The organism is Lysinibacillus sp. FSL W8-0992, from assembly GCF_038008685.1.
Classification (GTDB): domain Bacteria; phylum Bacillota; class Bacilli; order Bacillales_A; family Planococcaceae; genus Lysinibacillus.
Genome location: NZ_JBBOZQ010000001.1, coordinates 328,759 through 353,394, shown reverse-complemented (window position 1 = coordinate 353,394; position 24,636 = coordinate 328,759). Strand labels below are relative to the sequence as shown.

The following is a 24,636-nucleotide window of genomic DNA, read 5'->3' as shown; positions in this document are numbered from 1 at the left end:
TGAACTTTAGCTACTTTTCTCCAGAAGTTTGCTAGTTCATAAAGCGCTCCTAAAACCCCCCTCATTTTTTGGGAACGTAAAATCTCTAGACGGCTCATTCATACGGAATGAGTCGTCCTTTTTATTGGTAGATAGTTCAACAGCCTTTGTTAAGTTGACTGCTCAGAAGGGGGAGATTGTGGGGAAACGCTTTTCTTTCCAAGCACCATCGTATAGTAGCTATGTAACAACATACCAATAATAATAATACCAAGTCCAGCAAGAGCAATTGGCTCTGGAAACGCAATTCCAAGTAGTAACGCCTCACCAATAATGACAAATAGTATTTCAGTTGATTGAGTTGCCTCAACAGCTGCTAGTTTGCCTTGATGTTCACGAACGCGATCAGTTGCGATGAAAAATAAAATAGTTGCAATTACACCTGAGCTAATCCCAACTAGTAGTGATTGTAGAACTTGACTTAATGAAGGCAGTCCAACTGTTAAAATGGCATAAATGGCCATCACAATCCAAGCAGGCATTGAAGCAACTGTCATTCCAAGCACCCGTTGAAATGTATCAACACGTCCCCCGCATACCTCCATCATTTTGCGATTACCGAGTGGGTAGGCAAATGCAGCGACTACAACAGGTAAAATTCCTAATAATAGATTTTTTGTTGGAACAGACTGTGCCTGTGGTACTTGAATAAGTAGAATTCCTGCTAAAATAACACATGAAATAAGCAAAGAAATTAACGGGATTTTTTGACGCACTGTTTTTCCAGCAATTACTGTTACAAAGAGGGGAGCGAGTAGAACCCCAGCGACAATCGTAAATTGCCATGTTCCAGAAACGAGCCAGCCCGGACCGAATGCAGCAGCAAATGTAATTGGTGCATAAAATAACACGAAGCCAACGAAGCTCCATAGTAGCCATGCTACAGGTCTACTTTTCATTTCATTAGTTAGTTGCGAAAAGCCCTTACGATAGAAGACGATAGCTAGTAAAAATGGCAACATGAAGAAATAACGAAGGGATGCACTCCATAGCCAACTGCCTCCTTGCATTTCCATTGCATGATTTAAAATAAATGTCACAGCAAAAAAAAGTGAAGCTAAAATGCCTAATGCAATTTCTTTCAAAATCCATCATCCTAACTTTTATGTAATTTGAAAATTCAGTTATTGTTACAGAGAAATCACCATCTACATAACGAGCAATCTTTAACTTACTTCAGCAGAGGCAGCTAATTCCATAAAAGATGAATAAATGCTATATACGAGCAGTTCACAATGAAGATTCACCTGCAATCAAAGGACCCAGCATATGTAGTAGATTTATTGAGTAGCCTTTCAAGCGGGCTATAAAAATGTGTAATCAATTACCGAGACATAATTGATTATTAAAGAAAAAATCCGCGTTGACTCCTAACAAAAAGCAAATGCACGAGCCTAGTAGCTTTACTAGTCGTACCTTACCCATCAGGAGCGAAGCGGATTTTAATATCTTAAAGACTTTTTAGAAAGTCCTCGTTATAAATTGTTTCTTATCGCTCGAATTAAAAAATGACTTATTTGCCTTGCTGTTCAAATAATTGCACGATTTCAATAATAACTTGTGTAGCTTTTTCCATTGTTTCGGCAGATACATATTCGTATTTACCATGCATGTTCTCGCCACCTGCAAAAATATTTGGCGTTGGTAAGCCCATATAAGAAAGTTGTGAGCCATCAGTACCACCGCGAATCGGTAATGTATTCGGTGTAATATCTAATTTTTCCATTGCTTGACGTGCAATGTCAACAATTTCTTTTACAGGTTCAATTTTTTCACCCATGTTATAGTATTGATCCTCGATAGAAATTGTTAATGCATCCTTACCAAACTGAGCTTGTATTTTGGCAGCAGCATCGCGCATTAATTGTTTTTTCGCCTCAAATTTTTGACGATCATGGTCACGTACAATATAAGAAAGCTCTGTATGTTCAATAGCGCCTTTAAAGCCCATTAAATGGATAAAACCTTCATAGCCTTCTGTTTTTTCAGGTACTGCATCTGTAGGCATTTCGTTTTGGAAAGCAATAGCCATTGTGATAGAGTTGACCATTTTATTTTTCGCTGAACCTGGGTGTACGCTTGTTCCTTTTGTAATAACTTTAACACCTGCAGCATTAAAGCTCTCGTACTGAAGTTCACCTAGTGGTCCGCCATCCATTGTATATGCGTAATCAGCGCCAAATGCAGCGACATCAAATTTATGCGGTCCACGGCCAATTTCCTCATCAGGAGTGAACGCTACACGTAATTTACCGTGCTTAATTGAAGGATTATTTATTAAATATTCCATAGCAGTTATGATTTCAACAATACCCGCTTTATCGTCCGCACCTAAAAGTGTCGTACCATCTGTTGTAATTAGAGTTTGTCCAATGTAATTTTTTAGTTCAGGGAATTCAGTTGGAGACATGGCTAAATTTTCGTTTAATTGAATGTCACCGCCATCATAATTGTCAATTCGTTGCGGATTAACATTTGTACCAGTGTAGTCTGTTGCTGTATCCACATGCGCTAAAAAGCCAATAGTCGGTACTTCTTTATCTGTATTTGCTTCAAGTGTTGCAAATAAGTAGCCATTGTTATCTAATGTAATGTCTGTTAAGCCGATTGCGGCAAGTTCATCCTTCAATACATGCAATAAGTCAAATTGCTTTTGAGTGGAAGGAGTTGTTTCACTTGTGAAGTCTGATTGTGTATCAATTTTTGCGTAGCGAATTAATCGCTCGATTACTTGTTCTTTCATAGAATATACGGCCTCCTTTGTAGGTGTCTGGCACTCAAACAATTCTGAATTGTTTGAGTGCCAGGCACTTTCATTGTACCACTTTACTTCGGATTTCGGAATATTGAAGGATGCTCAATGCAATAAGTATTTGAGCACTATAATAGGTCATCATAATAACTTCATGTGAAAAAGGTAATGGCATGACAAATTTATTAATCGCTAAATAGGAATCGGATGCGATAAATAATATTGCGCCAATGATAGCGAAAGTAGAACGAGTGCGAATGGCAGTCCAGCCCATTGTTAAAATGATTGAAATATACGCTAAAACTGCAAAAGTAAGTATAGTTTCACCAGATTTAAAGACAGTAGTGGCAATCCAGCCCGCCATTAATACACCATATAACAGTAATACAATTTTCGCCCATGTTGGTACTGGCTGTTCATTTGTACTTGAAAAGGCAAAAATATAAAAAATATGGCCAATTAAGAAGCTTGAAAGACCAATAAGAAACCATTGTAATGTGTAGTCGCCTACCATACAAAATATTAGCCCAATAACTATTAACAGTTGATATTTTTTAATTGATTGTGCTTTTTGGGTTGCAGCCATAATTATAATCAAAATCATAGGAATGACTTTGAATATTAGTTTCAAACTTTGGTCAATATGTGAAAAGAAAAAAATATAATAAAGACCAAATAGTATGATAAACGTTAACAAAATTTTTCTAGCCAAGTTTTTCAGCTCCTTTACATTGAAATTCTCTATCGGTGTTTAAATTTCCTTTTTCAAGTATAAGCTCTTTTTACCTCGCAATGTTCTTCTATTAAGTGAAGGGGAGATGTATCCAATTCAACTTATGTTTGAAACTTTTTCAATATGTAACCGTAAATAAGTAGACAGTAAGTGAGGAGAGGGTGAACGGTATGACTAAGCTATTAATAGCTTCTGTAGTCATTGCATTAATTGCGAGTGTACTATTAACACCGCTAATAACGAAGAAGCGTGAAGATGGTGAATCGAAAAAAGTAGTTGGTTACTTTTTTATTGGTGTTTTTGTAATAGGATTTATAGCGTCGGGTATTGCGCTGTATGTTACAAAAATTGATGTTAACTGGCTTGTCTTTTGGCCAGTAATTATACTACTCACTTTATGTGGTGCATTTCTTGCAAGTGGTATTGAAAGAAAGATTAAAGGTGTTTTATTTTTAGCAAGCTTAGTTGTTGGGGTCTATGTATTGTCCGCGCCACTGTGGAATGCTAACGATAAATTCAAATCAGCGGAAATGAAAGAAGAAGTTGAGATTAAGCCGTTTGATGAAACGCAAACACCAGCAAGTGTCCCACCTAAATTCGTCCGAAATAAAATGAAAAAAGCATTTGGGCAAGTACCGAATACAAGTTATTACGAGCTAGGACGTTTACAAATTCAAAAAGTAAATGGTGAGTATGTTTATATCGCACCAGTTGAATTTTCTGGTTTCTTTAAATGGATGAATGGTAAAACGACACCAGGTTATTTTACGATGAGTGCGACGGACTCAGCTGACAATCCTAAATTTATCCCGCAGGAAATGAAATACGTTCCTTCTGCGTTTTTAAATGCTAATTTAGAGCGTCATATACGCTTGCAACATCCATTCCTTATTTTCTATGGAGATGTTCAGCTAGAAATTGATGATGACGGTAAACCATACTATATCCGTTCTTATGGGGAATTTATTTCTGCACGAAATGGCTTTGATGTACAGGGCATTGTACTTGTAGATGCATTAACAGGTAAATCTGAGCTTGTAAAATTAGATGATGTTCCGGCATTTATTGATGGTGCCGTTTCACCAGAGACAGTAAGTTTACAAAATAGCTATTATGGAAAATACGTTCATGGTTACTGGAATAGTATGTTTGGTAAGAAAGATGTCAAATTACCTTCAGATGAAGGCACGGAATCAAATGTCAGCCCAATATTCGATGAGGCAGGCGATATGTATTATTTCACTGACTTCACAAGTCCGAAAGAGGGCGTGGATTCAATGCTTGGCTACTCATTAACGAATGCCCGAACTGGGGAAGCGACATATTACACAGGAAATCAAGATGAATCGTATATGGATTCACAAGGGAATTTGCAAATCATTGAAAAGAAATTTATTGAGAAAAAGTGGGCAGGAGAAATGCCTGTATTGTATAACTTTTATGGTGAGGCAAGTTGGTTAACAGCAGTGCTAGATGCTAATGGCTTCTTACAAAATTATTTCATCGTGTCCGCAGCAAATCCTGAAATTTCAGCTTATGCAACAACACCGAAAGAAGCATTGAAATTATATAAAACAGCACTTAGCCGTGGTGGAAGTACGGTAGATGGTAGTTCAAATGCAGAAGAGAAAAATGCAAGTGGAACAGTACTGCGCGTTTATAAGGAGCGCCTCGGTGACTTTACCATCGTATCGTTTTTACTGAATAATGGTGAAAATTATTTAGTAAGTGCAGAAACGGAGCCTCTTGCAATTTATTTACAAGAAGGTGACGAAGTAATACTAACTTATGGAAATACAGGAGAGCAATTTTTACCAGTACGCTCGCTAATAATTAAAGGCTTACAATAAAAAAAAGACGATCAGCACAATGAATTTTGTTGTCTTGATCGTCTTTTTTATGTAGTCTGATTCTCGATGTAACGTAGCAGCTTTTCTTTATGATTAGAAAAGAGTGTTGCGGCGTGATCGTTTAATGCGAATATCTCATGAATATAGCCTTGTAACAAATTATTTTCGTACTCCAAAGAATGGGCTGTTTCGTTTGCTATAATATGCTCCAATAAAAGTGTATGCAGCACAACCACTTCTAGGTTTTGAGTATTTGTCACAAATTTTAAGTTTAAAATGGTTGTATAGGAAACGAATTGATCGACATATGCAATAGCTTCTTTGTATTGATTGAGGTCGATATGTTGTTCAAGTCGCTTTCTTAAAAGTAAACACTCGTTATTTAAGTCTTGGATTTTTAAAAATAAACCTCTTACGCTTCTCTTATGTTGTTGTTCTAGGGTACGGGCAAGATGCTTATTAACAAAGGACATTTTTACAAAACTCCTTTCGAGATAGGGTCCTTCTATTAATATTAATGGAAATGTTGGAAAAGGAAAGAGTCTTTTCGTTTAATTTGTACCTGAATTTAACATATCAATCAAGTCAAAAATACTAGGTTGGCATTAAAAAAACGTTGAAAATATGAAAAAAGTGGAGTTATTATCAGACGATAGTAACCCCACTTAAGTAATGTTATTTCCAATTAAATCCTTTTTGTGCTAGGAAGCTATTAATGTGTGGACGACGCTGTTCAACTAAAAAATCAGCCATTTGCTTTGTCCAATTATCAATTTTACGATTTGAGGAACGACTATTGTAATATTCTTCCATTGTTTCATTATAAGCAGGTAACAGTTCCTCATATTTTTCCGTATTGTATGCATTTTCATGGAGGATAGCAGCCACTGGTAAACGAGGTTTAACCTCATTGCGTCGAGCTGGAACGCCTATTGTTAAACCGAACAATGGGAATACATAATCAGGTAAATTAAATAATTCACTAATTTCTTCAGGCTTATTACGTACACCGCCTATATAACAAATACCGTATCCCATAGATTCAGCAGCAATAACAAAATTTTGTGCAAATAATGATACATCCGCTACGCCAACAAGAACGTTCTCAGCCGAATCTGCAACAATATCAACGCCTTCTAATTTCCCTGCCATTTGTAGTCGTTTAAAGTCTACACAAAATACAAAAGCACCACCTGAAGTTTCGTATTGACGTGGATTTCCTGACAGCAAACCTAGCTTTTCTTTTTTCTCCTCGTCCGTTACCCAAATTACGCTATATGCTTGTACAAAGTGAGAAGTTGCTGCCATCTGTGCAGTAGCAATTAAATCCTCAACGATTTCTTTAGATATAGGATTCCCATCATAAATACGAACCGAAGAGTGGTTACGTAATAATTCTTTAACCATCTATAAAGTCCCCTTTTCCCAATTAATATACCAAGAGCATATCACGATTTATAGCTAAAATCGAATCAAATCCAATATAAAAGAGGGTGAACGTTTAAGATGAAACTATTTTCAAATAATTAAGACTAATACTTAATTCACTCGTAAAGTAAAATATTTTGTTAGATATAGCTTAAATGTTCTGAATAGTGTAAAATTATGTATGACGACAGGTTATTTATCTCCTGTTTTTTTACATTGGTTGGGTGTACCGATGTGAAGGACAAATAATCTAGTTGAAGTAAATAAATGTGGGATGGAGGAATAAGGAATGGATGAAAAGTTAGCAAAAAAGCTTCGTAATGAACAATTACGAAACAAAGTCGTATCAGCAGAAGAAGCAGCATCTTGGATTAAGGACGGCATGGTACTTGGTATGAGCGGGTTTACACGTGCAGGTGACGTAAAAGTGGTACCGCTTGCACTTGTTGAGAAAGCAAAAACAGAAAGCTTCAAGGTAGATGTATATACAGGTGCATCACTTGGGCCTGAAGTTGACCAATACTTAGCAGAAGCTGGTGTTATTCGCAAGCGAGGTCCTTTCCAAGGAGACGCAGGTATTCGAAACATGATTAATAGTGGGGAAGTTACTTATGTTGATGCCCATTTATCACACAATGCTGAATTAGTACGCCAAGGCATTATTGGTCCGATTGACTTCGCTATTATTGAAGCTGCTGCTATTACAGAAGATGGCTTATTGATTCCTACAACTTCAGTTGGTAACTCTCCGATTTTCGTACAAGAAGCAGACCAAGTTATCATCGAGCTAAACATAGCACAGCTTGATGCATTAGAAGGTGTGCATGATATTTTTGTTCCAGGACCACAAGGTAAACGTGATCCAATTCCAATGCTAGATGTGTCAGATCGTCTTGGTACAATTGGCATTCCACTAAATTTAGACAAAGTAAAAGGCATTGTTATTTCAGATATTTTAGATGCACCATCAATGATTGTTCCCGCTGATGAAGAAACAGATATTATGGCAAATCATCTACTGAATTTCTTAAGAGAAGAAATTAAAGTAGGTCGTTTAACTACGAGTTTACGCCCACTACAATCAGGTGTAGGTTCAGTAGCGAATGCTGTATTATTAGGTTTCAAAGATTCCGAGTTTGAAAATTTAGAAGTTTATTCGGAAGTACTACAGGATGCTGTATTTGAATTAATGGATGCTGGAAAAGTAAGCTTTGCATCTGCTACTTCTATTACCCTATCTGAAAAAGTAGGAAACCAAGTTTACGGAAATTTTGAAAAATATGCAGATAAATTAGTATTACGACCACAGGAAATTTCTAATCACCCAGAAATTATCCGTCGACTCGGCTTGATCTCTGTCAATACAGCGCTTGAATTAGATATTTATGGGAATGTAAATTCAACTCATGTTTCTGGCACAAAGATGATGAATGGTATTGGAGGTTCTGGAGATTTTGCTCGTAACGCACGATTAGGTATTTTCGTGACAAAATCGTATGCAAAAGGTGGAAAAATTTCTAGTATCGTTCCAATGGTTTCGCATGTAGACCATACCGAACATGATGTGGATGTTATCGTAACAGAGCAGGGCGTTGCAGACTTAAGAGGTTTAGCACCTAAAGAGCGTGTCGGTCTAATCATTGAAAACTGTGCGCATCCAGATTATAAAGAGCAATTATGGGCGTACTTTAATGACGCAAATGAAGCAACAGGTGGTCACCATACACCGCATGATTTAGAAAAAGCACTTTCTTGGCATGTGAATTTAGCAAAGAACGGTACAATGCTAGATCCATCATTTGCTAAATAATATATTTAAAAAGTGTTAGATTGACTGCTATCAATCTAACACTTTTTGCTATGCGTTGATGTCTGCTTCTGCGGATGCATTCCACGGGTACACAATCAGCCGTAATCGTCGCTGCCACGCTGTCAGTTGCGTCTTAATTTTGTACTGTAGCCGAGGAGTCACACCTCTCGTTACCACCAACTAGTGTCCTCAAAGATATGTCTCATCCTCTTGGTTTATGCTGACTTTTTAAAGGCAGATGTTACTTTCGGTTCTGTTCCTTGGAATAGCCTTTTAATATTTTCAATATGCAAAATGAACGCTATGCATAAAAGTAGAATGGAAATAATAGTTGGGCCAATTCCAGGTATCCATAAATAAGTTGCTGTACAAAATACAATATAAAATTCTAACACACCGACGATTAAATAGTTTGTAGCGAAAGATAAAATCACAAATAATATAAGTGCACATAAAGCAATTTTCCAATCGACAGCAAGTAAAATCCCAATAATGGAGGCAGTACCTTTGCCACCTTTAAAGCCCATATGGAATGGGAAATTATGCCCTAAAATAACACTAGCAGCCATTGTATAGATTAAGAGCCACGTTTGTATTTCGGTGAATTGTGATGCATTAGAAGAAAAGTAGTAGATGGCACAGAGAATAGCACCGACGCCTTTACCAATATCAATTAGCGCCACTAATAGGCCGTATTTCCAGCCAAGAGAAAGCGTTGCGTTCGAGGCACCAGCATTGCCATGACCAGTCTTTTTTAAATCTACACCCGATAGAAATTGTGCTACTTTAGATCCGTGGATACAGCCGATTAAATAACCGATGATAATAATAATAAAAAAAATAATGGCTTTTTCCATAAAAAATGCTCCTTTCATTTTTATTTTTTAATATAGTGTATGTGCTCTTATTACGTAAATTAGCAGACAGAAGTTTCAGAAAAAAATAAATTTTACTGTTGACAGAAAAAAAGTCTATGTTTATACTGTGTAACAACGATGGAAATTGAATCACATACTCTTATCAAGAGCGGCGGAGGGATAGGCCCTATGATGCCCGGCAACCAGTGAGTGACAAACTTGCTAAGGTGCTAATTCCTACAGATTCTTACTTGGATCTGGCAGATAAGGGGAGGAAAACTTGCAACCGCAACCCTCTTCTTAACTGAAGAGGGTTTTTGTTTTCTACACATAAATCCTCCTCATCTCCGGTACCATCGTAAAACCATTAAGGAGGAAGAAAATATGTCGAATTTCAAACCAGAAACATTACTATTACACGGTGGTCAAGAGCCTGACCCAGTGACAGGTTCTCGAACTGTACCAGTGTACCGTTCAACAGCTTTCGTATTTAAAGACACTGCTCATGCGCAACGTCTTTTTGCATTAGAAGAAGCGGGCAATATTTACACACGTATTACAAATCCAACTGTAGATGTTTTTGAAAAACGCGTCGCTTTACTGGAAGGCGGTACAGCAGCAGTAGCACTTTCATCAGGTGCAGCAGCTATCGCATTTTCAATTTTAAATCTAGCAAGTGCAGGGGATGAAATCGTAGCAGCAAGCTCTTTATACGGAGGAACATATAACTTATTAGCAAATACACTACCAAACTACGGTATTAAAACAATTTTTGTAGATGAAACAAACCCTGAGAACTTCCGATCTGCGATTAATGAAAACACAAAAGCAGTGTTTGCTGAAATTTACGGCAATCCAAGTTTAAAGGTTTTAGATGTAGAAGCAGTAGCAACGATTGCACATGAAAATGGCTTGCCATTAATTATTGATAGCACATTTGCTTCACCATATGGCGCAACGCCAATCGACTTTGGTGCAGATATAGTTGTTCACTCAGCAACAAAATGGATCGGCGGTCATGGTACAACTTTAGGTGGCGTTGTTGTAGATGCTGGGAAATTTGATTGGACACAAGGTAGATTCCCTAGATTTACAGAGCCAGACACATCGTATCATGGATTGCGATATGGTATTGATACTGCAGCTGCTGCATTTGCCACAAAACTGCGTGTGCAACTACTACGTGATTTTGGTCCAACATTAAGTGCTGATGCTGCCTTTAACTTACTACAAGGTTTAGAAACGCTTCATTTGCGTATTCCTAAACATAATGAGAATGCGTTAGCAGTTGCTGAATATTTACGTAACCACCCATCCGTGGAATATGTAAACTATAATGGATTAGAGGATTTTGCTTCCCATGACTTAGCGAAGAAATACTTGAAAAATGGCTTCGGTTCAGTGCTTACATTTGGCATTAAAGGTGGACGAGAAGCAGGGCGTCAGCTAATAGACAGCGTGAAACTATTCTCGCATGTAGCAAACGTTGGAGATGCAAAATCGTTAATTATTCACCCAGCATCTACAACCCATCAACAATTATCTGCTGAGGAACTAATCCAAACTGGCGTATCCGAGTCGCTCATTCGCTTATCAATCGGTTTAGAGGCAGTTGAGGATATTATTGCAGACTTAGAACAAGCAATTGCACAAGTAACACCTACTGAACAAAAAGTAGAAGCTTAATATAAATTGATAAATTAGGTTCATGTCGTAGCGTTAACGTATTTTCTCATTCGAAGTACCTCATTTGGTAATGCGTATAACGTTGCTACATCAATCATTACCTCATTCGGTAAGTTATCTGAAATTTCCTATAAATAATACCTAGTATTTTTATAAGTATTGTTGACTTGATTAAAACCATGCTATATACTAGGGATTAAGTTAAATGTTCGAATGGCTACCAACCTAGAACAATTTTAAAGATTGTCGATGTTACGTAATTCTAAATGCCGCTACAGTTTAGGTGGTAACAATTAATTTGTTTTCATAAGTGCTCCCCCACTTTTGAATAAATATATGAAAAGAGTGTAGCTACATAGCCAGTAGCTACACTCGCTTAAAAAAACTGATCGAAGGAGTGTTTTAAATGGGAAATGTTTATCGTGCACAAAATGTAACAGCTTATATAATTTATGAATTAAATGAAAGTCAACATTTTGTGAACAACCTATCCATTCAAAACTTACTTTCGACAGTTGAAACAAAATGGCAACAAACTTTTGGACATAGTGCTTTTGAAGAAATCGTATATGCTAAAGAAGAAGGCTACATAGTCAAAGAAGTTTTTGAAGAGTATGAAGCTAACGGTACAAGTCATATTGCACTACCAGCGACAGAATATTATTTAAAATACGGGTCGTTTCAATTAATTGAACGCACATATGCAGTACCGAACTTTACACAAGAAGAAATAAAGCTAGTGCAATCAGCTTTAGCGCAATATCGTTACCGATTATTTTTACAAGCAAGTTAACTTTCCCTTATATTTTTTAGCTCATTCTCTACTGCTATAGGGAATGAGCTTTTTGTTGCGTTTTACGTTACTTGTGGAAATAGTTACTGCTTTTCAAAACAGCTTATTCTATAACGGGTATCTTCATACATATATAATAGAAGAAAGGCATTTCTTTTTGTAATAAGAGTTCGTCAAAAGTTGTTCAAAAATTATAGATTTATTAATAAAACGTATAATAAAGGCAATGAAACCGATTTCTTTTGCACTCCTAGAGAAAACAATTGTCCATCCTAGAAAGATTTTTCTTGTGCAATGTATTTATTTGCGTTACAATTTTCTTTAGGTTAAATTTTGAATTATTTGAATATGTGCTTGTAGGCACAGACTTTATATATATATAAAACTGGAGAAATGTACGTTGGAGGGAATAACAAGTATGGCAACTATAAAGGCAGCGATCTTAGGATTTGGAACTGTAGGTCAAGGTATCTATCATATATTGAATGAAAAGCGTGAAGAACTTAAACGGAAATTAGGCATTGAATTGGAAGTAGCAAAAATATTAGTAACGGATACTAGTCGTGAACGTGTTCCAGGTACTGCTCATTTATTAACAACGAGTATGGATGAGGTTTTGGCAGAACCTGGCATGCAAGTTGTATTTGAAGCAATTGTCAATGAAGAACCGGCATTTGGTTATTTAAAGCGTGCAGTTGAACATAAGTGTCATGTGATTACAGCAAACAAAGTGATGTTTGCAAAACGTGGCTTAGAGTTACAAGAACTTGCAAAGTCAAATGGTGTATTCGTGGGCTTCGAAGCAACAACAGCAGGCGGCGTGCCTGTTATTAAAACGATGAAAAATATTTTGCTTGTAAATGATGTAAGCCGTATTCAAGGTGTCTTGAATGGAACATCTAATTATATTTTAACAAAAATGCGCGCACAGGGCTGGTCCTTTGAGAAAGCTTTAAAAGAGGCGCAAAATTTAGGTTATGCAGAAGCTGACCCATATAATGATGTATCTGGTCAAGATGCCTTTAAAAAGTTAATGATTTTAAGCGCATTAGCATTTGGTGAACAACCAGATTGGGCTGACGTCGAAGTGATTGGCATTGACTGTATCTCAGCTGAACAGGTAAAGGATGCTTGTGAAAAAGGCTTACGTTATCGCCATGTAGCTGAAGTGGAGAAACTTGCAAATGGTAAAGTGGTAGCAAAGGTCGGTCCACAATTAGTAGATAAAGAGCATCCGCTTTATCCGGTTGATGACGTTAATAATGCGGTTGCGCTTGAAACGAATTATATTGGTACATTAACATTAGTAGGTCCGGGCGCAGGCATGTATCCAACGGCAAGTGTGATGGTTGAGGACTACGCTGAGATTATCGGAAAACGTGCTGGATTTGTAGTAAGTATTTAGTTGAGTAGGTGCCAGTCACTCAAACAATTTTGAATTGTTTGAGTGACTGGCACTTTTAAAGTTTAGTCTTCGTCCTTCACGTCAATATCTTCAGGAATAGGTGTGTTACGCCAAATTTCTATTTCTTCTTTTATCCGTTCTAACTGTTCAAAATAGGTACTAAATTGTCCACTATTAATCAATATTTGGTCCCCATCATAAATTGAACGGATGCGTCCTTCATAAACAAGTCGTAGTATCTGCTCCTCAGGCATGCCAAGATCCAGGGCTGTTTCTTCAATAGTTTTATACATAAACGGTCGCTCCTTTTAATGTTATTATTATACCTCCTCTGTTATAGAAAACATAATAATGGATTGTATGTAAGGAAAGTAAGTTGGGAATTGTTTGATTTTGGATAAATCTGTATAGTTAACAGTAATAGTGTTAAAGGTTAGGAGGGAATCAGCAATGGTCTATCCATATTTTTTTGTACTTCTAGCAGCTATTTTATGGGGAATGACAGGGACAGCACAAACTTTTTTAGATAATGGCGTATCACCGTTTGCAGTGGCGACTATTCGCTCAGCAATTGGTGGTGGATTATTATTAGTTGTAGTAGTGTTGTTACGTAAAATTACTTTTCGAACATGGTCCTGGAAATGGACAATATTGGCGGCGGCAAGTATTGCTTTATTCCAAGGTCTTTTTTTTACATCTATCCGTCTAACAGGCGTAGCAATTGGCACTGTTGTAACAATTGGTAGTGCCCCGATGTTTTCAGGCGTGCTGGAGTGGCTACTTTTGAAAACGCGACCAACAAAAGTATGGGGCATCGCAACTGTTATGACAATTACAGGATGTATTTTATTGTTTATTAATAATGGAGATGGAACTATACATATGGGTGGCATAGGGCTAGCCATTTGTGCGGGTGTTTCTTTCGCAGTATATACAAATATAAGTAAAAAACTAATGGCACAGCAGGAAGCATTACCTGCAGTGGCTATGACGTTTTCGATTTGTGCGCTTTTATTACTACCGTTTTCAATTGGCAGTGGGTTTAGCTGGCTAGCAGTGACACAAAACTTATGGACAATGCTTTTTATGGGCGTTATGTGTACAAGCATAGCGTATTTATTGTTTTTAAGTGGTCTTCAGAAAATTAGCTCATCATCTGCTGTAACATTGTCACTTGCGGAGCCCTTAACTGCAGCAATGTTAGGTGTAGTGCTAGTTGGCGAGCATTTAAGCGTAACATCTTGGTTTGGTGTTGCAATGCTACTTAGTGGCATTGTAGTTCTTACTTTTGCGGGAAGGAAAAAATAGAAATAGTAAGAATGGAAAATGGTAAAAGCTTAAGAAATTCTTCATTTTTATCCTAGTTGGTTTTTAAGATTTTATATGTAGACTATTAGTTGAGAGCGAGGTGTATATCATGACGAAGTTAACAGTTCTTGTAACAGACGATGATCAAGATATTCGTGATGGTATTGAAATTTACTTAAAAAATGAAGGTTATCATGTCATTAAGGCAGCAGACGGTGTAGAAGCACTTGAGAAGCTAGAAAATAATGAAGTACATTTAATTATTTTAGATATTATGATGCCAAATATGGATGGTATTACGGCGACGTTTAAAATTAGAGCAGAGCGCAACATTCCAATTATAATGCTTAGTGCGAAAGCTGAAGATGGTGACAAGATTCATGGCTTATCCGTTGGAGCAGATGATTACGTTACGAAACCATTCCATCCATTAGAGCTGTTGGCGCGTGTTAAATCACAATTGCGTCGTTATGTACAACTTGGGACGTATAATGACGGCGCAGCAAAGGTAGAAATTGATGGTTTAGTGCTAGATGAAGATGCTAAGGAAGTTGTGTTGGAAGGCGAACCTGTTCGTTTAACGCCAATTGAATATAAAATTACAGAATTACTAATGAAAAATGCAGGACGTGTTTTTTCAATCCGAGAAATTTATGAACGTGTATGGAATGAGGAAGCTTACAATGCTGAAAATATTGTAGCAGTTCACATTCGGAAAATACGTGAAAAAATTGAAGCAGATCCGAAAAATCCACGTTATTTAAAGGTGGTGTGGGGCGTTGGCTATAAAATGGAAAAATAAAATAGAGAAGTATGTAACAATAGCAGGATTTGTGGCAGGTGTTATCGGTCTCGTTTATTTCGGTATTTATGCATATAAAATGGTAAATTCCCGCTCCTCCGAAATGCTACAATTTTTCGAAAAAATTTTTTAGGGGGGAGTTGAAAACATGATGAAAATTTGGAAGCCTCTTCTTGCACTTATTTGTTTAACATGGTTTATTTTCGGTGTATTTACGTTTTCTAAAATTGGCTATCAGTATGTAGGGAAATCGTATTTTCAATCCGGAAATTTTCAAAATGAACTGGACAGCTTTCAAGCAGAGCTAGGGCCGTTAGTGCTTAATTTACCAACGGCTGAGGAATTGAAGAGCAAGATTACAGTTTCAGAAAATGAAATTGAGGAACACCGCAATTATTACGGTTCATTAGGCACACAAATTGATAATATAAAGAGTCAATATGAAGAGAAGATTCAAGAAGCTGCTGATAATAATGCCACCGAATTAAAAACAAAGCTTGAAAATGAGCGAGATGCCAAAATAAAAGATATTACGAAAAACTTTGAAGATGATGAATATGTTCGTAAGAAAATTGCGGCGCAAAAGGGTGCACTCATCGATAAATATATAAAAGCTGTAAAAGATGAAGCAAAAGATTTTGCGAAAAACTATAGCTATTTATCTTATGAATTAACGAATGTTGAAACTGGAGAAACTTTTCAATCCGGAGATATTACTGACAGCAATGTATACAAAATAACATATGTACACCCTCCGCTAAGAACGGGAAGCATCAGTAACAATTCAAGTCATTTGTTATACGGTTCGGATGTCTACATTGAATCGGATGTATTAAATGAAACGAGTGAATACACAGGAACGATTACTATCTCGAAAAGAGCTGCACAGTCTGCAGCGATAATGGATGGATATGACCAATTTAAACGGAATCAATACATGTTTTTTGTTATTTGGCTTACAAGTCTAATAGCAGCATTCTTTGCTTGGAAAGGACGTAAAGAATTGCTTCCTACTATAGGCAGCTTAAAGGAAAAAGAATCTTTAGCCAAGCTACGCATTGATATCCAAATAGTATTCCTGTTCATTACAGGTTGTGTATACTGGTTTTCTTCACATATTGCATTCGAAGCAATTGAATATACGTATCAATACAATTATGTACGATTTTTAATTGACTTTGTATTTAAAGTATTAATTTTAATCATTATTGGTGTTGCATTTTTCGTGCAAGTTATTTGGTTGTATGATCGTGTAAATACAGTGAACAAACTAAGTCAAAATGTACAAGATAGTTATTTGTGGGGAATAGGGGAATCGATGACTGATTTATTTTTAAATCGATCAATCGCTTTACATTCAATTGTTTTAGTCGCAGCTGCCTTTTTTGGTGGTGGTAGTCTTGTTGCTAGTATGATGTGGGGGGGGGGATTCCCAATTCTCGTATTAGGAATATGTACGATTGTCGGCATTCCAGCAATGATTGTTTTCCTTTCTAAAATGGGTTATTTAAATCGCATTATGAAGGATACAAAGGATATGGCGGAAGGGCGCCTAAACCAAGATGTGAAAGTAAAGGGGAAATCCCCGTTAGCAGCTCATGCAGAAAATCTTAATCATTTACGTGAAGGTGTTCGCACATCAATGCATGAACAGGCAAAGAGTGAACGTTTGAAAACAGAGTTAATTACAAATGTTAGCCATGACTTACGTACCCCTCTTACATCTATAATTACGTATACAGATTTACTGAAAAATCCAGATATTACGGAAGAGGAGCGTAAGCAGTATATTCATATTCTCGATAAAAAATCAGACCGATTAAAAGTATTAATTGAGGATCTGTTTGAAGTATCCAAAATGGCGAGTGGCAATATTGAGCTTCATCGAAGTCGTGTTGATGTGACACAGCTTGTTCAGCAGGCGGTAGGAGAGCATGAGGAAGATTTAAGTAAAGCACGCTTAGATTTGCGCATGTCGATGTCTAATGATCCTATTTACGCTTATGTTGATGGACAAAAATGGTGGAGACTTATCGATAATTTAATTGTCAATGTATTGAAATATGCCTTAGAAGGTACACGTGTTTATGTTACGTTAAAAAGAACGACTAACGGTGATGCTGAATTCACTGTGAAAAATGTTGCGAAATATGAAATAAGCGAAAATGCTGATGAATTATTTGAACGCTTTAAGAGAGCAGATGCTTCACGTCATACAGAGGGCTCAGGGTTAGGTTTAGCCATTGCACAATCTATTGTAGATTTGCACGGAGCACGTATGAGCATAGACGTAGATGGAGATTTATTTAAAGTAATCGTTCGAATACCAGCAGTGTAAGAAGCAGCTAGGACAAAAGAGAAAAAGTGTTAGATTGACTGCAATCAATCTAACACTTTTTGCTATGCCGTTGTTGTCCGCTACGGCGGACGCTTTCCGCGGGCACACCGTAAGCCGCAACCCTCGCTAACGCGCGGTTTGTTGCGTCTTACGCAGCGTGCGTTCCCGCAGGAGTCGCCGCCTCCGCTACCAACAACTAGTTCTCACTTCTAATTATTTATTGATCTTAAAAGATAAATTGATCCTTCTTTTAAAATTTTCAAGTTTATCTCTGCCTCTTATTAATTGTGGTCACAATTCCTCGCAACGACAATGCTTTTTATAGCCCTACATTTTTGGCAATAATCATTTTCATCACTTCATTTGTGCCAGCGTATATAGACATTACGGGAATATCACGATAACGTCGTGCAATTTTATATTCCTCCATATAACCGTAGCCACCGTGCAACTGCATGCACTGAGTAGATATCTCTCGAGCATTTTCAGTAATCCAGTATTTCGCCATAGAAACCTTTGTTACAACGTCTTTACCAGCAATATGTTCTTCGATTAAAGATTCTAAAAACGTTTTGCCAAGCTCTATTTTTGTCGCCATTTCCGCAATTTTAAATTGCGTATTTTGGAAATCACTAATGGATTTTCCGAAAGCTTGACGTGATTTAACATAATCAATTGTTAAAGCAAGCATATCTTCGGCTGCAGATTGGGCTGCGACTGCTACAGCTAGACGCTCCTGCTGTAGCTTTTCCATCATGTAGGTGAAGCCTTTTCCTTCCTCACCTAATAAATTTTCTACTGGAACACGACAATCCTCAAAAAATAGTTCAGCCGTATCTTGCGCATGCATGCCTACTTTTTCAAGTTTACGCCCCTTTGTAAAGCCTGTTGTTCCTGCCTCAATAACGAGAAGGCTAATTCCTCGATGTTTTTTCTCAGCATGGGGGTTCGTTTTTACCGCGACAACGACTAAATTTGCATGAATCCCATTCGTAATAAAGGTTTTTTGACCATTAACAATATAATGATCGCCATCTCGAATAGCAGTCGTTTGTATATTTGCTAAGTCGGAGCCTGTTCCGGGCTCTGTCATTGCAATTGCTGTAATAGTTTCACCTGTGACACATTTTGGGAGCCAGCGTGATTTTTGTTTAGCTGTCCCATATGCCTCGATGTAAGGGACAACGATATCATTATGCAAACCGACACCGATAAGGCTTGAACCTACACGTTCTAATTCTTCTTGGATAATGACACCAAAGCTAAAATCTAATCCGAGACCCCCATATTGTTCTTCCACTTGTGGACATAGATAACCTAATTGTCCAAGCTTACGCCAAAAACCAAGCGGAATAAGGTGATCTTTTTCCCACTGATTATAATGGGCCTCAGCTTCTTCTGCTAAAAACTTACGGAACGTTTTGCGGAATAACTCATGTTCTGTGGATTCAAATTTATACTTCCCCATCTGAGACAACACCCCTTTATTTGCTCGTTTATGCATAAATTTTCTAGTACATCTATAATGTTACTGAAATATTGCCTAAAATAAAAGAGCTTTTAAAAATACGATTTCCATCTGTAATGCTATAATCACTATGAATATATGAAAGTAGAGGACTAGTATATGGCAAAAATAAGCATGGGCGTTCTTTTTTTAGGTATATATAGTGCTTTAACGTTCTATTTAGGGTGGGGCTTAAAGCAGTGGCTTGTCGCAATGAATTGGTTTTACTATCCAGTTTTCTATTGGCTGTTACTTTATATCGTTTCCTTTAGTGTTCTTATAGGAAGGATACATGAATCTTTACGAGTGTTTTCTGTAATCGGTAATTATTGGATGTTTATATTTGAATACGGCTTATTGTTATGTTTAACAGTACAAGTTGTTATGTGGGTAACGCCATTCAATAATATTCGCATTATTGGAAGTTTGGCTGTCTTTACGTTCTTTGTACTGTGGGTTGTCGGTACGTATCTGGCATATTCTCCAGTTGTCCGTAATTTAGACATTACAATGGATAAAAAAGATAGTGAGTTATCGTCGATGCGGGTTGTTATTGCTTCCGATTTTCATTTAGGCGTGTTATCAAATAAAAAGCATTTACAACGTTTTGTAAATTTATCGAATGAAGCGAAGCCAGATGTTGTTTTTTTAGCAGGAGACATTGTTGATGATGACCCAAAATGGTTTGTTCAAGACGGAATGGCTGATGTGATGAAACAGCTTACGGCTACTTATGGTGTATATGGTGTGCTTGGTAATCACGAATATTATGGTAAGAAAATTCCTGAATTTGTAGAGGAAATGAAAAAAGCTGGTGTGGAAATTTTACGAGATGAAACAATTCGGGTTGGCAATGCGTTTATAGTAACGGGCCAAGAAGATATTACGAATAAAGAAAGACAACAACTCGATGCTATAAAATTGAAAGATCATTTGCCTTGGTTTGTGATGAATCATACACCGGATGATTTGGCAACACCAGAGCAGGCAGGGGTAGATCTCCATATGTCTGGTCATACGCACAAAGGGCAATTATGGCCTAACCAGTATATTACAGCTCGTGTTTTTGAGCTGGATCATGGTTATAAGATGAAGGGACAAATGCATACACTTGTTTCATCGGGCTTTGGATTTTGGGGACCACCAATGCGTATAGGTAGTCGTTCTGAGCTATGGGTTGTTGATATTACTTTTCAGTAAAAGAGGTAGTATATGAAAAAAGAGTAGCTTATAATAAGTTGGTGCGTGCAAAAAACGATTATGGCTAAGTATTTAATGTTATCGTCATAATTAAAGTGAATTCGGATTGTGAAAGAAGTACACAGCAGCTTATTCAACATAAAGGCTGACTGTTTCCAACTGAGGTTAGCTTTCGTATGAGGTACTAGGAAGTTTATGAAAGCTACCTTACAATTGGTATCTATTGTAGAAGCTTCATTTTCCGCACATAGAACAAAAGAAGAATAAAGTTAAAAGGTAAGGTGACAATGTGGATATAATAGAATTATTGAAGGCACTAATTTTAGGCTTTGTCGAAGGAATGACAGAGTTTGCACCAGTATCTTCTACAGGTCATATGATTATTGTGGATGATATGTGGTTAAAGACAGAGGAGTTTTTAGGAAAGTATCCGGCTAATACTTTTAAAATCGTTGTTCAGTTAGGGTCGATATTAGCGGTCGTAGTGGTCATGTGGAAGCGTATGCTAAGCCTCGTGGGTCTATATAATATTAGTGGACAATCACGATCTATGAAAGGTCGCTTTAACTTAATGCATGTAATTGTCGGTATGTTACCAGCAGTTGTATTAGGATTTGCGTTTAAAGATTTTATTGACGATCATTTATTTAAAGTAGAGCATGTTATTTATGCATTAGTAGCTGGTGCAATTTTAATGATTGCTGCCGATAAATTTGCACCAAGAAAACCTAAAGTCGAATCATTAGATGATATTTCTTATGGCATGGCGTTTAAAGTAGGTTTAGTACAGTGTTTATCTTTATGGCCAGGATTTTCTCGTTCGGGTGCAACTATTTCAGGTGGTGTCCTTTTCGGAATTAGTCACCGAGTAGCTGCTGATTTCACGTTTATTATGGCTGTTCCAATAATGGCAGGTGCAAGCCTTGTATCTGTATTGAAAAACTGGGATACCCTTTCAATGGATTATTTAGGATTTTATGTAGTTGGTTTTATTAGTTCATTTGTATTTGCATTACTATCCATTAAGTTTTTCTTAGCTCTTATCTCAAAAGTAAAACTAATGCCATTTGCGATTTATCGTTTGGTATTAGCTGCTATACTAAGTATTATTATTTTTATGTAAATGAAAAAAGTCACTCATTTGTCACAATAATGAGTGATTTTTTTTTTTGAACCTAGAGCTATTCATTAAGTTGGTGAATATAAAAACGTTATTATTAACTAATTATTGGTAATTCTGCAATAGTAAAATAGATAAAAAGTATTATAAAAACAGTGATAATGAGTGTCAATAGGTGGTCTAATAGATAATTTTTACTGAACTATTGTATCTATTAATCAATACACTTTATAATCAATTATAGATAAGTTGCGTACGAAAAAATAGAATGGCACAATATATTACTTTATGGGGTGGAAAGATGTTTCAATTTAGGAATAGACCTAAGCAAAATACAATTGTTATGAATGATGTGTCAAATACAGGTGTAACTATTCAAGATCCAGAACGTCTGCTACAGCTACAACTCGTCAATCTAACAAAACAAGATTTACAGTTAATAAAAAGTTTAAAGCCATATGTTGAGCAAAGTGTTGTGGAAGTGGTCGAAACATTTTATAAAGCAGTAGAGAGTGTACCAACTTTACGAGATGTTATACAAAAGCACAGTTCGAGTGAACGCCTTCGCCAAACACTTCGCCATCATATAATTGAAATGTTTGAAGGGAAAATCGATGACAACTTTTTAGAAAAGCGTCGGAGCGTAGGAAAAATGCATGTAAAGATTAATTTATATCCGAAATGGTATTTAGCTGCGTTTCAAAATCTAGAAAAATCTTTGCGGAAAATCGTCTATAATTTGCATCTATCAAAAGAAGAAGAAGAAAAGTTATGTGATGCTATTAGTAAAATGTGTAATTTTGAACAGCAAATTGTTTTGGAAGAGTATAACAACTATTCTAATTCTATAGTAGAAGAGCAACGAAGTAGTATCCGTGCACATGTAAAAGATATAGTTGGTGGAATTTCGACGCAGTTAGAAGCCCAGTCTCATGAAACAAATGAATCGGTAATGGAGCTTATTTCTAGTACGAAGCAAGTAGATGCTTACTTAAAGGAAAGTATTGATGAAGCCAAGACGATGCAAAAAGTTTCATCTGAAGGCTATTCGAAAATCGTATTATTAAATGAACAAACTGGAAAAATTAATGATAAGACTGCTGAAATGGCGATAATGGTAGAAGAGTTGAACCATTCCTCTTCAAAAATTAATAAAGTAATCGAGATGGTGAAAAGCATTTCTGGACAAACTAATTTACTAGCATTGAATTCAGCAATTGAAGCTGCACGAGCTGGGGAACATGGAAAAGGTTTTGCAGTAGTAGCCGATGAGGTACGTAAGTTAGCAGATCAAACGAAAGAATCAGTGGAACAAATTGCAGATTTGATCGGCATGTCTAATGGCATTACGAAACATGTAGTTCAGGCAATTCAAGAAATACAAGAGCTCGTAAATAATAGTATCGAGCAAAATTTGAACTCATTAAAAGCATTCGATGCGATATCTGGCTCAGTAGAGGGCTCTATCGTAAACTTCCAAAATGTTGGAAGTCAAATTACTGAGTTGGCAAATGTAATTGAAACCATTGGCGAATCTTCGGAGGAACTAGAACGAGTTGCAAGTCGTCTTGATACGACGATTAAAGATTTCTAATTAAAATTAAAGAGTGCGTGAGACACTTTTTGTGCTCAAGCATAACGTATGCGGACGCACTTGTTTTTTTATAGTTATATATCCCTTTTTAAAATTACTGAACTTCTTGATAACTGTTATGATAACTCTGAACTATGCATATAAAAGTGCATAGTTTTTTTATGGATAAAATTGTTGAAATAGAGGGTAGAGAAGTTTAAAAAAGGATAAAATCCCATAACTGAAGGATAAAATTACTGATATGAAGGATAGATTTAAAAAAAGCAGAAAACCGTATTTTTTTATCGTGCAAAATGGAAATATTGAATATAAAAGCTTGCTTGTGACGTTAGCATATTAGTGTTACGCTAAAGGCAAAATGGGGAATTGACTCAAAGGGGTGTTGGAATATGAAAAAGAAATTGTTTATTACACGAAAATTTCCGGCTCAGTTTGTTGAGCCTTTAGAAGAGCATTATGATATAGAACAATGGGAGGAAGAAGAAATCGTTATTCCGCGAGACAAACTTTTAGCAGCAGTAGCGGATTGTGAAGTATTGTGGGTAACGATTGCAGACCAAGTCGACGAAGAATTATTAAAACACGCCCCCAATTTAAAACTAGTGACAAATCTAGCAGTTGGTTTTAACAATATTGATGTACCAGCGTTGCGTAAAAGAGGCATAATGGCTACAAATACGCCTGGCGTATTAACAAATACGACAGCTGATTTAGTATTTGGCTTATTGCTAGCAACAGCACGTAGAATACCAGAAAGTGAGCGTTATTTACGTGATGGTCATTGGAAAAGCTGGTACCCTATGCAATTAGTTGGTAAAGATGTGTCGGGCTCAACGATTGGCATTATCGGCATGGGACGTATCGGGCAGGCTGTTGCGAGACGTGCGAAGGGCTTTGATATGAAAGTTTTATATCATAACCGTAGACGTCGCCATGAAGCGGAAGAAATGTATGGCTTCCGTTATGCATCCCTAGAGGAGCTTTTAACGAAATCTGATTTTGTTGTTATAATGACCCCTTATAATAGCGATACAGTTGGTTTAATCGGCGCGAAGGAGCTTGCCTTAATGCAAGAGGATGCAGTATTGATTAATGCCTCTCGTGGAGGAATTATTGATGAAAATGCCCTTTATGACACGTTGAAAAATGGCAAGCTATGGGCTGCAGGGCTAGACGTTTTTGAGCATGAGCCAGTTGCATTGGATCATCCTCTGTTAACCTTACCAAACGTCGTTGCGCTTCCGCATATCGGTAGTGCGTCGTTAAAAACAAGAACAGCTATGCTAATGCTCAATGTCAATGCACTAATGGCATATGGAGAAGGCAAGCCAATATCGAATAGAATTGACTAAACAACTATTAAAGGGGTGCTTCCACTCATGCGAGCGACCTCCATTCAAAACCAACTTCAACT

21 protein-coding genes and 1 riboswitch are annotated in these 24,636 nt (G+C 36.9%); of the genes, 13 read left to right on the top strand and 8 right to left on the bottom strand.

What is annotated here, in order from left to right:
• Positions 1–149: 149 nt before the first annotated feature.
• The 3 genes from NSQ74_RS01455 to NSQ74_RS01445 form a co-directional block, all read right to left on the bottom strand.
• Complete coding sequence (locus tag NSQ74_RS01455) at positions 150–1,124, bottom strand: DMT family transporter (RefSeq protein ID WP_340821164.1); 975 nt, start codon at positions 1,122–1,124, stop codon at positions 150–152.
• A gap of 428 nt (positions 1,125–1,552) precedes the next feature.
• Positions 1,553–2,782, bottom strand: coding sequence for a peptidase T (pepT, locus tag NSQ74_RS01450; RefSeq protein ID WP_340821163.1), 1,230 nt, complete (start codon positions 2,780–2,782; stop codon positions 1,553–1,555).
• A gap of 70 nt (positions 2,783–2,852) precedes the next feature.
• The gene (locus NSQ74_RS01445) at positions 2,853–3,503 is read right to left on the bottom strand and encodes a lysoplasmalogenase (RefSeq protein ID WP_340821162.1); all 651 of its coding nucleotides are present in this window, start codon (positions 3,501–3,503) and stop codon (positions 2,853–2,855) included.
• Between the two features lie 191 nt (positions 3,504–3,694).
• Here NSQ74_RS01445 and NSQ74_RS01440 point away from each other — a divergent pair, with 191 nt between their 5' ends.
• Positions 3,695–5,374: a hypothetical protein gene (locus NSQ74_RS01440; protein ID WP_340821161.1), complete on the top strand. Its 1,680-nt coding sequence runs from the start codon at positions 3,695–3,697 to the stop codon at positions 5,372–5,374.
• A 47-nt stretch (positions 5,375–5,421) separates the two neighbouring features.
• Here the strand turns inward: NSQ74_RS01440 and NSQ74_RS01435 are convergent, their stop codons facing one another.
• Positions 5,422–5,847 (bottom strand): hypothetical protein, encoded by a 426-nt coding sequence (locus NSQ74_RS01435; protein WP_340821160.1) that lies wholly within the window; start codon positions 5,845–5,847, stop codon positions 5,422–5,424.
• Positions 5,848–6,049: 202 nt separating this feature from the next.
• Complete coding sequence (gene chrR / locus NSQ74_RS01430) at positions 6,050–6,781, bottom strand: class II chromate reductase ChrR (RefSeq protein WP_340821159.1); 732 nt, start codon at positions 6,779–6,781, stop codon at positions 6,050–6,052.
• Positions 6,782–7,091: 310 nt separating this feature from the next.
• Between chrR and NSQ74_RS01425 the strand changes: the two genes are divergently transcribed.
• Positions 7,092–8,612 (top strand): succinate CoA transferase, encoded by a 1,521-nt coding sequence (locus NSQ74_RS01425; RefSeq protein ID WP_340821158.1) that lies wholly within the window; start codon positions 7,092–7,094, stop codon positions 8,610–8,612.
• Positions 8,613–8,827: 215 nt separating this feature from the next.
• Here NSQ74_RS01425 and NSQ74_RS01420 read toward each other — a convergent pair whose 3' ends face one another.
• Positions 8,828–9,469: a glycerol-3-phosphate acyltransferase gene (locus tag NSQ74_RS01420; RefSeq protein WP_340821157.1), complete on the bottom strand. Its 642-nt coding sequence runs from the start codon at positions 9,467–9,469 to the stop codon at positions 8,828–8,830.
• Positions 9,470–9,626: 157 nt separating this feature from the next.
• Positions 9,627–9,740: riboswitch (SAM riboswitch) on the top strand.
• Positions 9,741–9,853: 113 nt separating this feature from the next.
• Between NSQ74_RS01420 and NSQ74_RS01415 the strand changes: the two genes are divergently transcribed.
• The 3 genes from NSQ74_RS01415 (at position 9,854) to NSQ74_RS01405 (ending at position 13,353) form a co-directional block, all read left to right on the top strand.
• Positions 9,854–11,155: an O-acetylhomoserine aminocarboxypropyltransferase/cysteine synthase family protein gene (locus NSQ74_RS01415; protein ID WP_340821156.1), complete on the top strand. Its 1,302-nt coding sequence runs from the start codon at positions 9,854–9,856 to the stop codon at positions 11,153–11,155.
• A 406-nt stretch (positions 11,156–11,561) separates the two neighbouring features.
• Complete coding sequence (locus tag NSQ74_RS01410) at positions 11,562–11,948, top strand: hypothetical protein (protein ID WP_340821155.1); 387 nt, start codon at positions 11,562–11,564, stop codon at positions 11,946–11,948.
• A gap of 418 nt (positions 11,949–12,366) precedes the next feature.
• Positions 12,367–13,353, top strand: coding sequence for a homoserine dehydrogenase (locus tag NSQ74_RS01405; protein ID WP_340821154.1), 987 nt, complete (start codon positions 12,367–12,369; stop codon positions 13,351–13,353).
• Positions 13,354–13,415: 62 nt separating this feature from the next.
• Here the strand turns inward: NSQ74_RS01405 and NSQ74_RS01400 are convergent, their stop codons facing one another.
• Positions 13,416–13,646: a DNA-binding protein gene (locus NSQ74_RS01400; protein ID WP_337980032.1), complete on the bottom strand. Its 231-nt coding sequence runs from the start codon at positions 13,644–13,646 to the stop codon at positions 13,416–13,418.
• Between the two features lie 157 nt (positions 13,647–13,803).
• On the opposite strand from NSQ74_RS01400, the gene NSQ74_RS01395 reads away from it, so the two are divergent.
• The 4 genes from NSQ74_RS01395 to NSQ74_RS01380 all read left to right on the top strand — a co-directional run bounded on the left by NSQ74_RS01395 (position 13,804) and on the right by NSQ74_RS01380 (position 17,801).
• On the top strand, positions 13,804–14,661 hold the full coding sequence (locus tag NSQ74_RS01395) for a DMT family transporter (protein ID WP_340821153.1): 858 nt from the start codon (positions 13,804–13,806) through the stop codon (positions 14,659–14,661).
• Between the two features lie 109 nt (positions 14,662–14,770).
• Entirely contained in the window at positions 14,771–15,463 is a 693-nt protein-coding gene (locus tag NSQ74_RS01390; RefSeq protein WP_340821152.1) for a response regulator transcription factor, read from the top strand.
• The gene (locus tag NSQ74_RS01385; protein ID WP_340821151.1) at positions 15,441–15,596 is read left to right on the top strand and encodes a hypothetical protein; all 156 of its coding nucleotides are present in this window, start codon (positions 15,441–15,443) and stop codon (positions 15,594–15,596) included. The genes NSQ74_RS01390 and NSQ74_RS01385 overlap by 23 nt, the downstream gene beginning before the upstream one ends.
• A 15-nt stretch (positions 15,597–15,611) precedes the next feature.
• Positions 15,612–17,801 carry a histidine kinase dimerization/phospho-acceptor domain-containing protein gene (locus NSQ74_RS01380; protein ID WP_340821150.1) on the top strand — a complete coding sequence of 730 codons (2,190 nt, stop codon included), beginning with the start codon at positions 15,612–15,614 and terminating at the stop codon, positions 17,799–17,801.
• Between the two features lie 319 nt (positions 17,802–18,120).
• Here NSQ74_RS01380 and NSQ74_RS01375 read toward each other — a convergent pair whose 3' ends face one another.
• A complete protein-coding gene (locus NSQ74_RS01375) occupies positions 18,121–19,269 on the bottom strand; it encodes an acyl-CoA dehydrogenase family protein (RefSeq protein ID WP_340821149.1) in 1,149 nt (382 codons plus the stop codon).
• A 159-nt stretch (positions 19,270–19,428) separates the two neighbouring features.
• Here NSQ74_RS01375 and NSQ74_RS01370 point away from each other — a divergent pair, with 159 nt between their 5' ends.
• The 4 genes from NSQ74_RS01370 to NSQ74_RS01355 all read left to right on the top strand — a co-directional run bounded on the left by NSQ74_RS01370 (position 19,429) and on the right by NSQ74_RS01355 (position 24,574).
• The gene (locus tag NSQ74_RS01370) at positions 19,429–20,508 is read left to right on the top strand and encodes a metallophosphoesterase (RefSeq protein WP_340821148.1); all 1,080 of its coding nucleotides are present in this window, start codon (positions 19,429–19,431) and stop codon (positions 20,506–20,508) included.
• Between the two features lie 289 nt (positions 20,509–20,797).
• A complete protein-coding gene (locus tag NSQ74_RS01365; RefSeq protein WP_340821147.1) occupies positions 20,798–21,631 on the top strand; it encodes an undecaprenyl-diphosphate phosphatase in 834 nt (277 codons plus the stop codon).
• A 298-nt stretch (positions 21,632–21,929) separates the two neighbouring features.
• Entirely contained in the window at positions 21,930–23,222 is a 1,293-nt protein-coding gene (locus NSQ74_RS01360) for a globin-coupled sensor protein (RefSeq protein WP_340821146.1), read from the top strand.
• A 389-nt stretch (positions 23,223–23,611) separates the two neighbouring features.
• Entirely contained in the window at positions 23,612–24,574 is a 963-nt protein-coding gene (locus tag NSQ74_RS01355; protein ID WP_340821145.1) for a 2-hydroxyacid dehydrogenase, read from the top strand.
• Positions 24,575–24,636 lie beyond the last annotated feature (62 nt).

Bases quoted from the DNA above. Each gene is read 5' to 3' on its own strand.
- NSQ74_RS01405 (WP_340821154.1), top strand. From the start codon at position 12,367: ATGGCAACTATAAAGGCAGCGATCTTAGGATTTGGAACTGTAGGTCAA.
- NSQ74_RS01440 (WP_340821161.1), top strand. From the start codon at position 3,695: ATGACTAAGCTATTAATAGCTTCTGTAGTCATTGCATTAATTGCGAGT.
- NSQ74_RS01395 (WP_340821153.1), top strand. From the start codon at position 13,804: ATGGTCTATCCATATTTTTTTGTACTTCTAGCAGCTATTTTATGGGGA.
- NSQ74_RS01375 (WP_340821149.1), bottom strand. From the start codon at position 19,269: ATGGGGAAGTATAAATTTGAATCCACAGAACATGAGTTATTCCGCAAA.
- NSQ74_RS01435 (WP_340821160.1), bottom strand. From the start codon at position 5,847: ATGTCCTTTGTTAATAAGCATCTTGCCCGTACCCTAGAACAACAACAT.
- NSQ74_RS01420 (WP_340821157.1), bottom strand. From the start codon at position 9,469: ATGGAAAAAGCCATTATTTTTTTTATTATTATTATCATCGGTTATTTA.
- NSQ74_RS01355 (WP_340821145.1), top strand. From the start codon at position 23,612: ATGAAAAAGAAATTGTTTATTACACGAAAATTTCCGGCTCAGTTTGTT.
- NSQ74_RS01425 (WP_340821158.1), top strand. From the start codon at position 7,092: ATGGATGAAAAGTTAGCAAAAAAGCTTCGTAATGAACAATTACGAAAC.
- NSQ74_RS01370 (WP_340821148.1), top strand. From the start codon at position 19,429: ATGGCAAAAATAAGCATGGGCGTTCTTTTTTTAGGTATATATAGTGCT.
- NSQ74_RS01380 (WP_340821150.1), top strand. From the start codon at position 15,612: ATGATGAAAATTTGGAAGCCTCTTCTTGCACTTATTTGTTTAACATGG.
- NSQ74_RS01410 (WP_340821155.1), top strand. From the start codon at position 11,562: ATGGGAAATGTTTATCGTGCACAAAATGTAACAGCTTATATAATTTAT.
- NSQ74_RS01415 (WP_340821156.1), top strand. From the start codon at position 9,854: ATGTCGAATTTCAAACCAGAAACATTACTATTACACGGTGGTCAAGAG.
- chrR (WP_340821159.1), bottom strand. From the start codon at position 6,781: ATGGTTAAAGAATTATTACGTAACCACTCTTCGGTTCGTATTTATGAT.
- pepT (WP_340821163.1), bottom strand. From the start codon at position 2,782: ATGAAAGAACAAGTAATCGAGCGATTAATTCGCTACGCAAAAATTGAT.
- NSQ74_RS01360 (WP_340821146.1), top strand. From the start codon at position 21,930: ATGTTTCAATTTAGGAATAGACCTAAGCAAAATACAATTGTTATGAAT.
- NSQ74_RS01390 (WP_340821152.1), top strand. From the start codon at position 14,771: ATGACGAAGTTAACAGTTCTTGTAACAGACGATGATCAAGATATTCGT.
- NSQ74_RS01400 (WP_337980032.1), bottom strand. From the start codon at position 13,646: ATGTATAAAACTATTGAAGAAACAGCCCTGGATCTTGGCATGCCTGAG.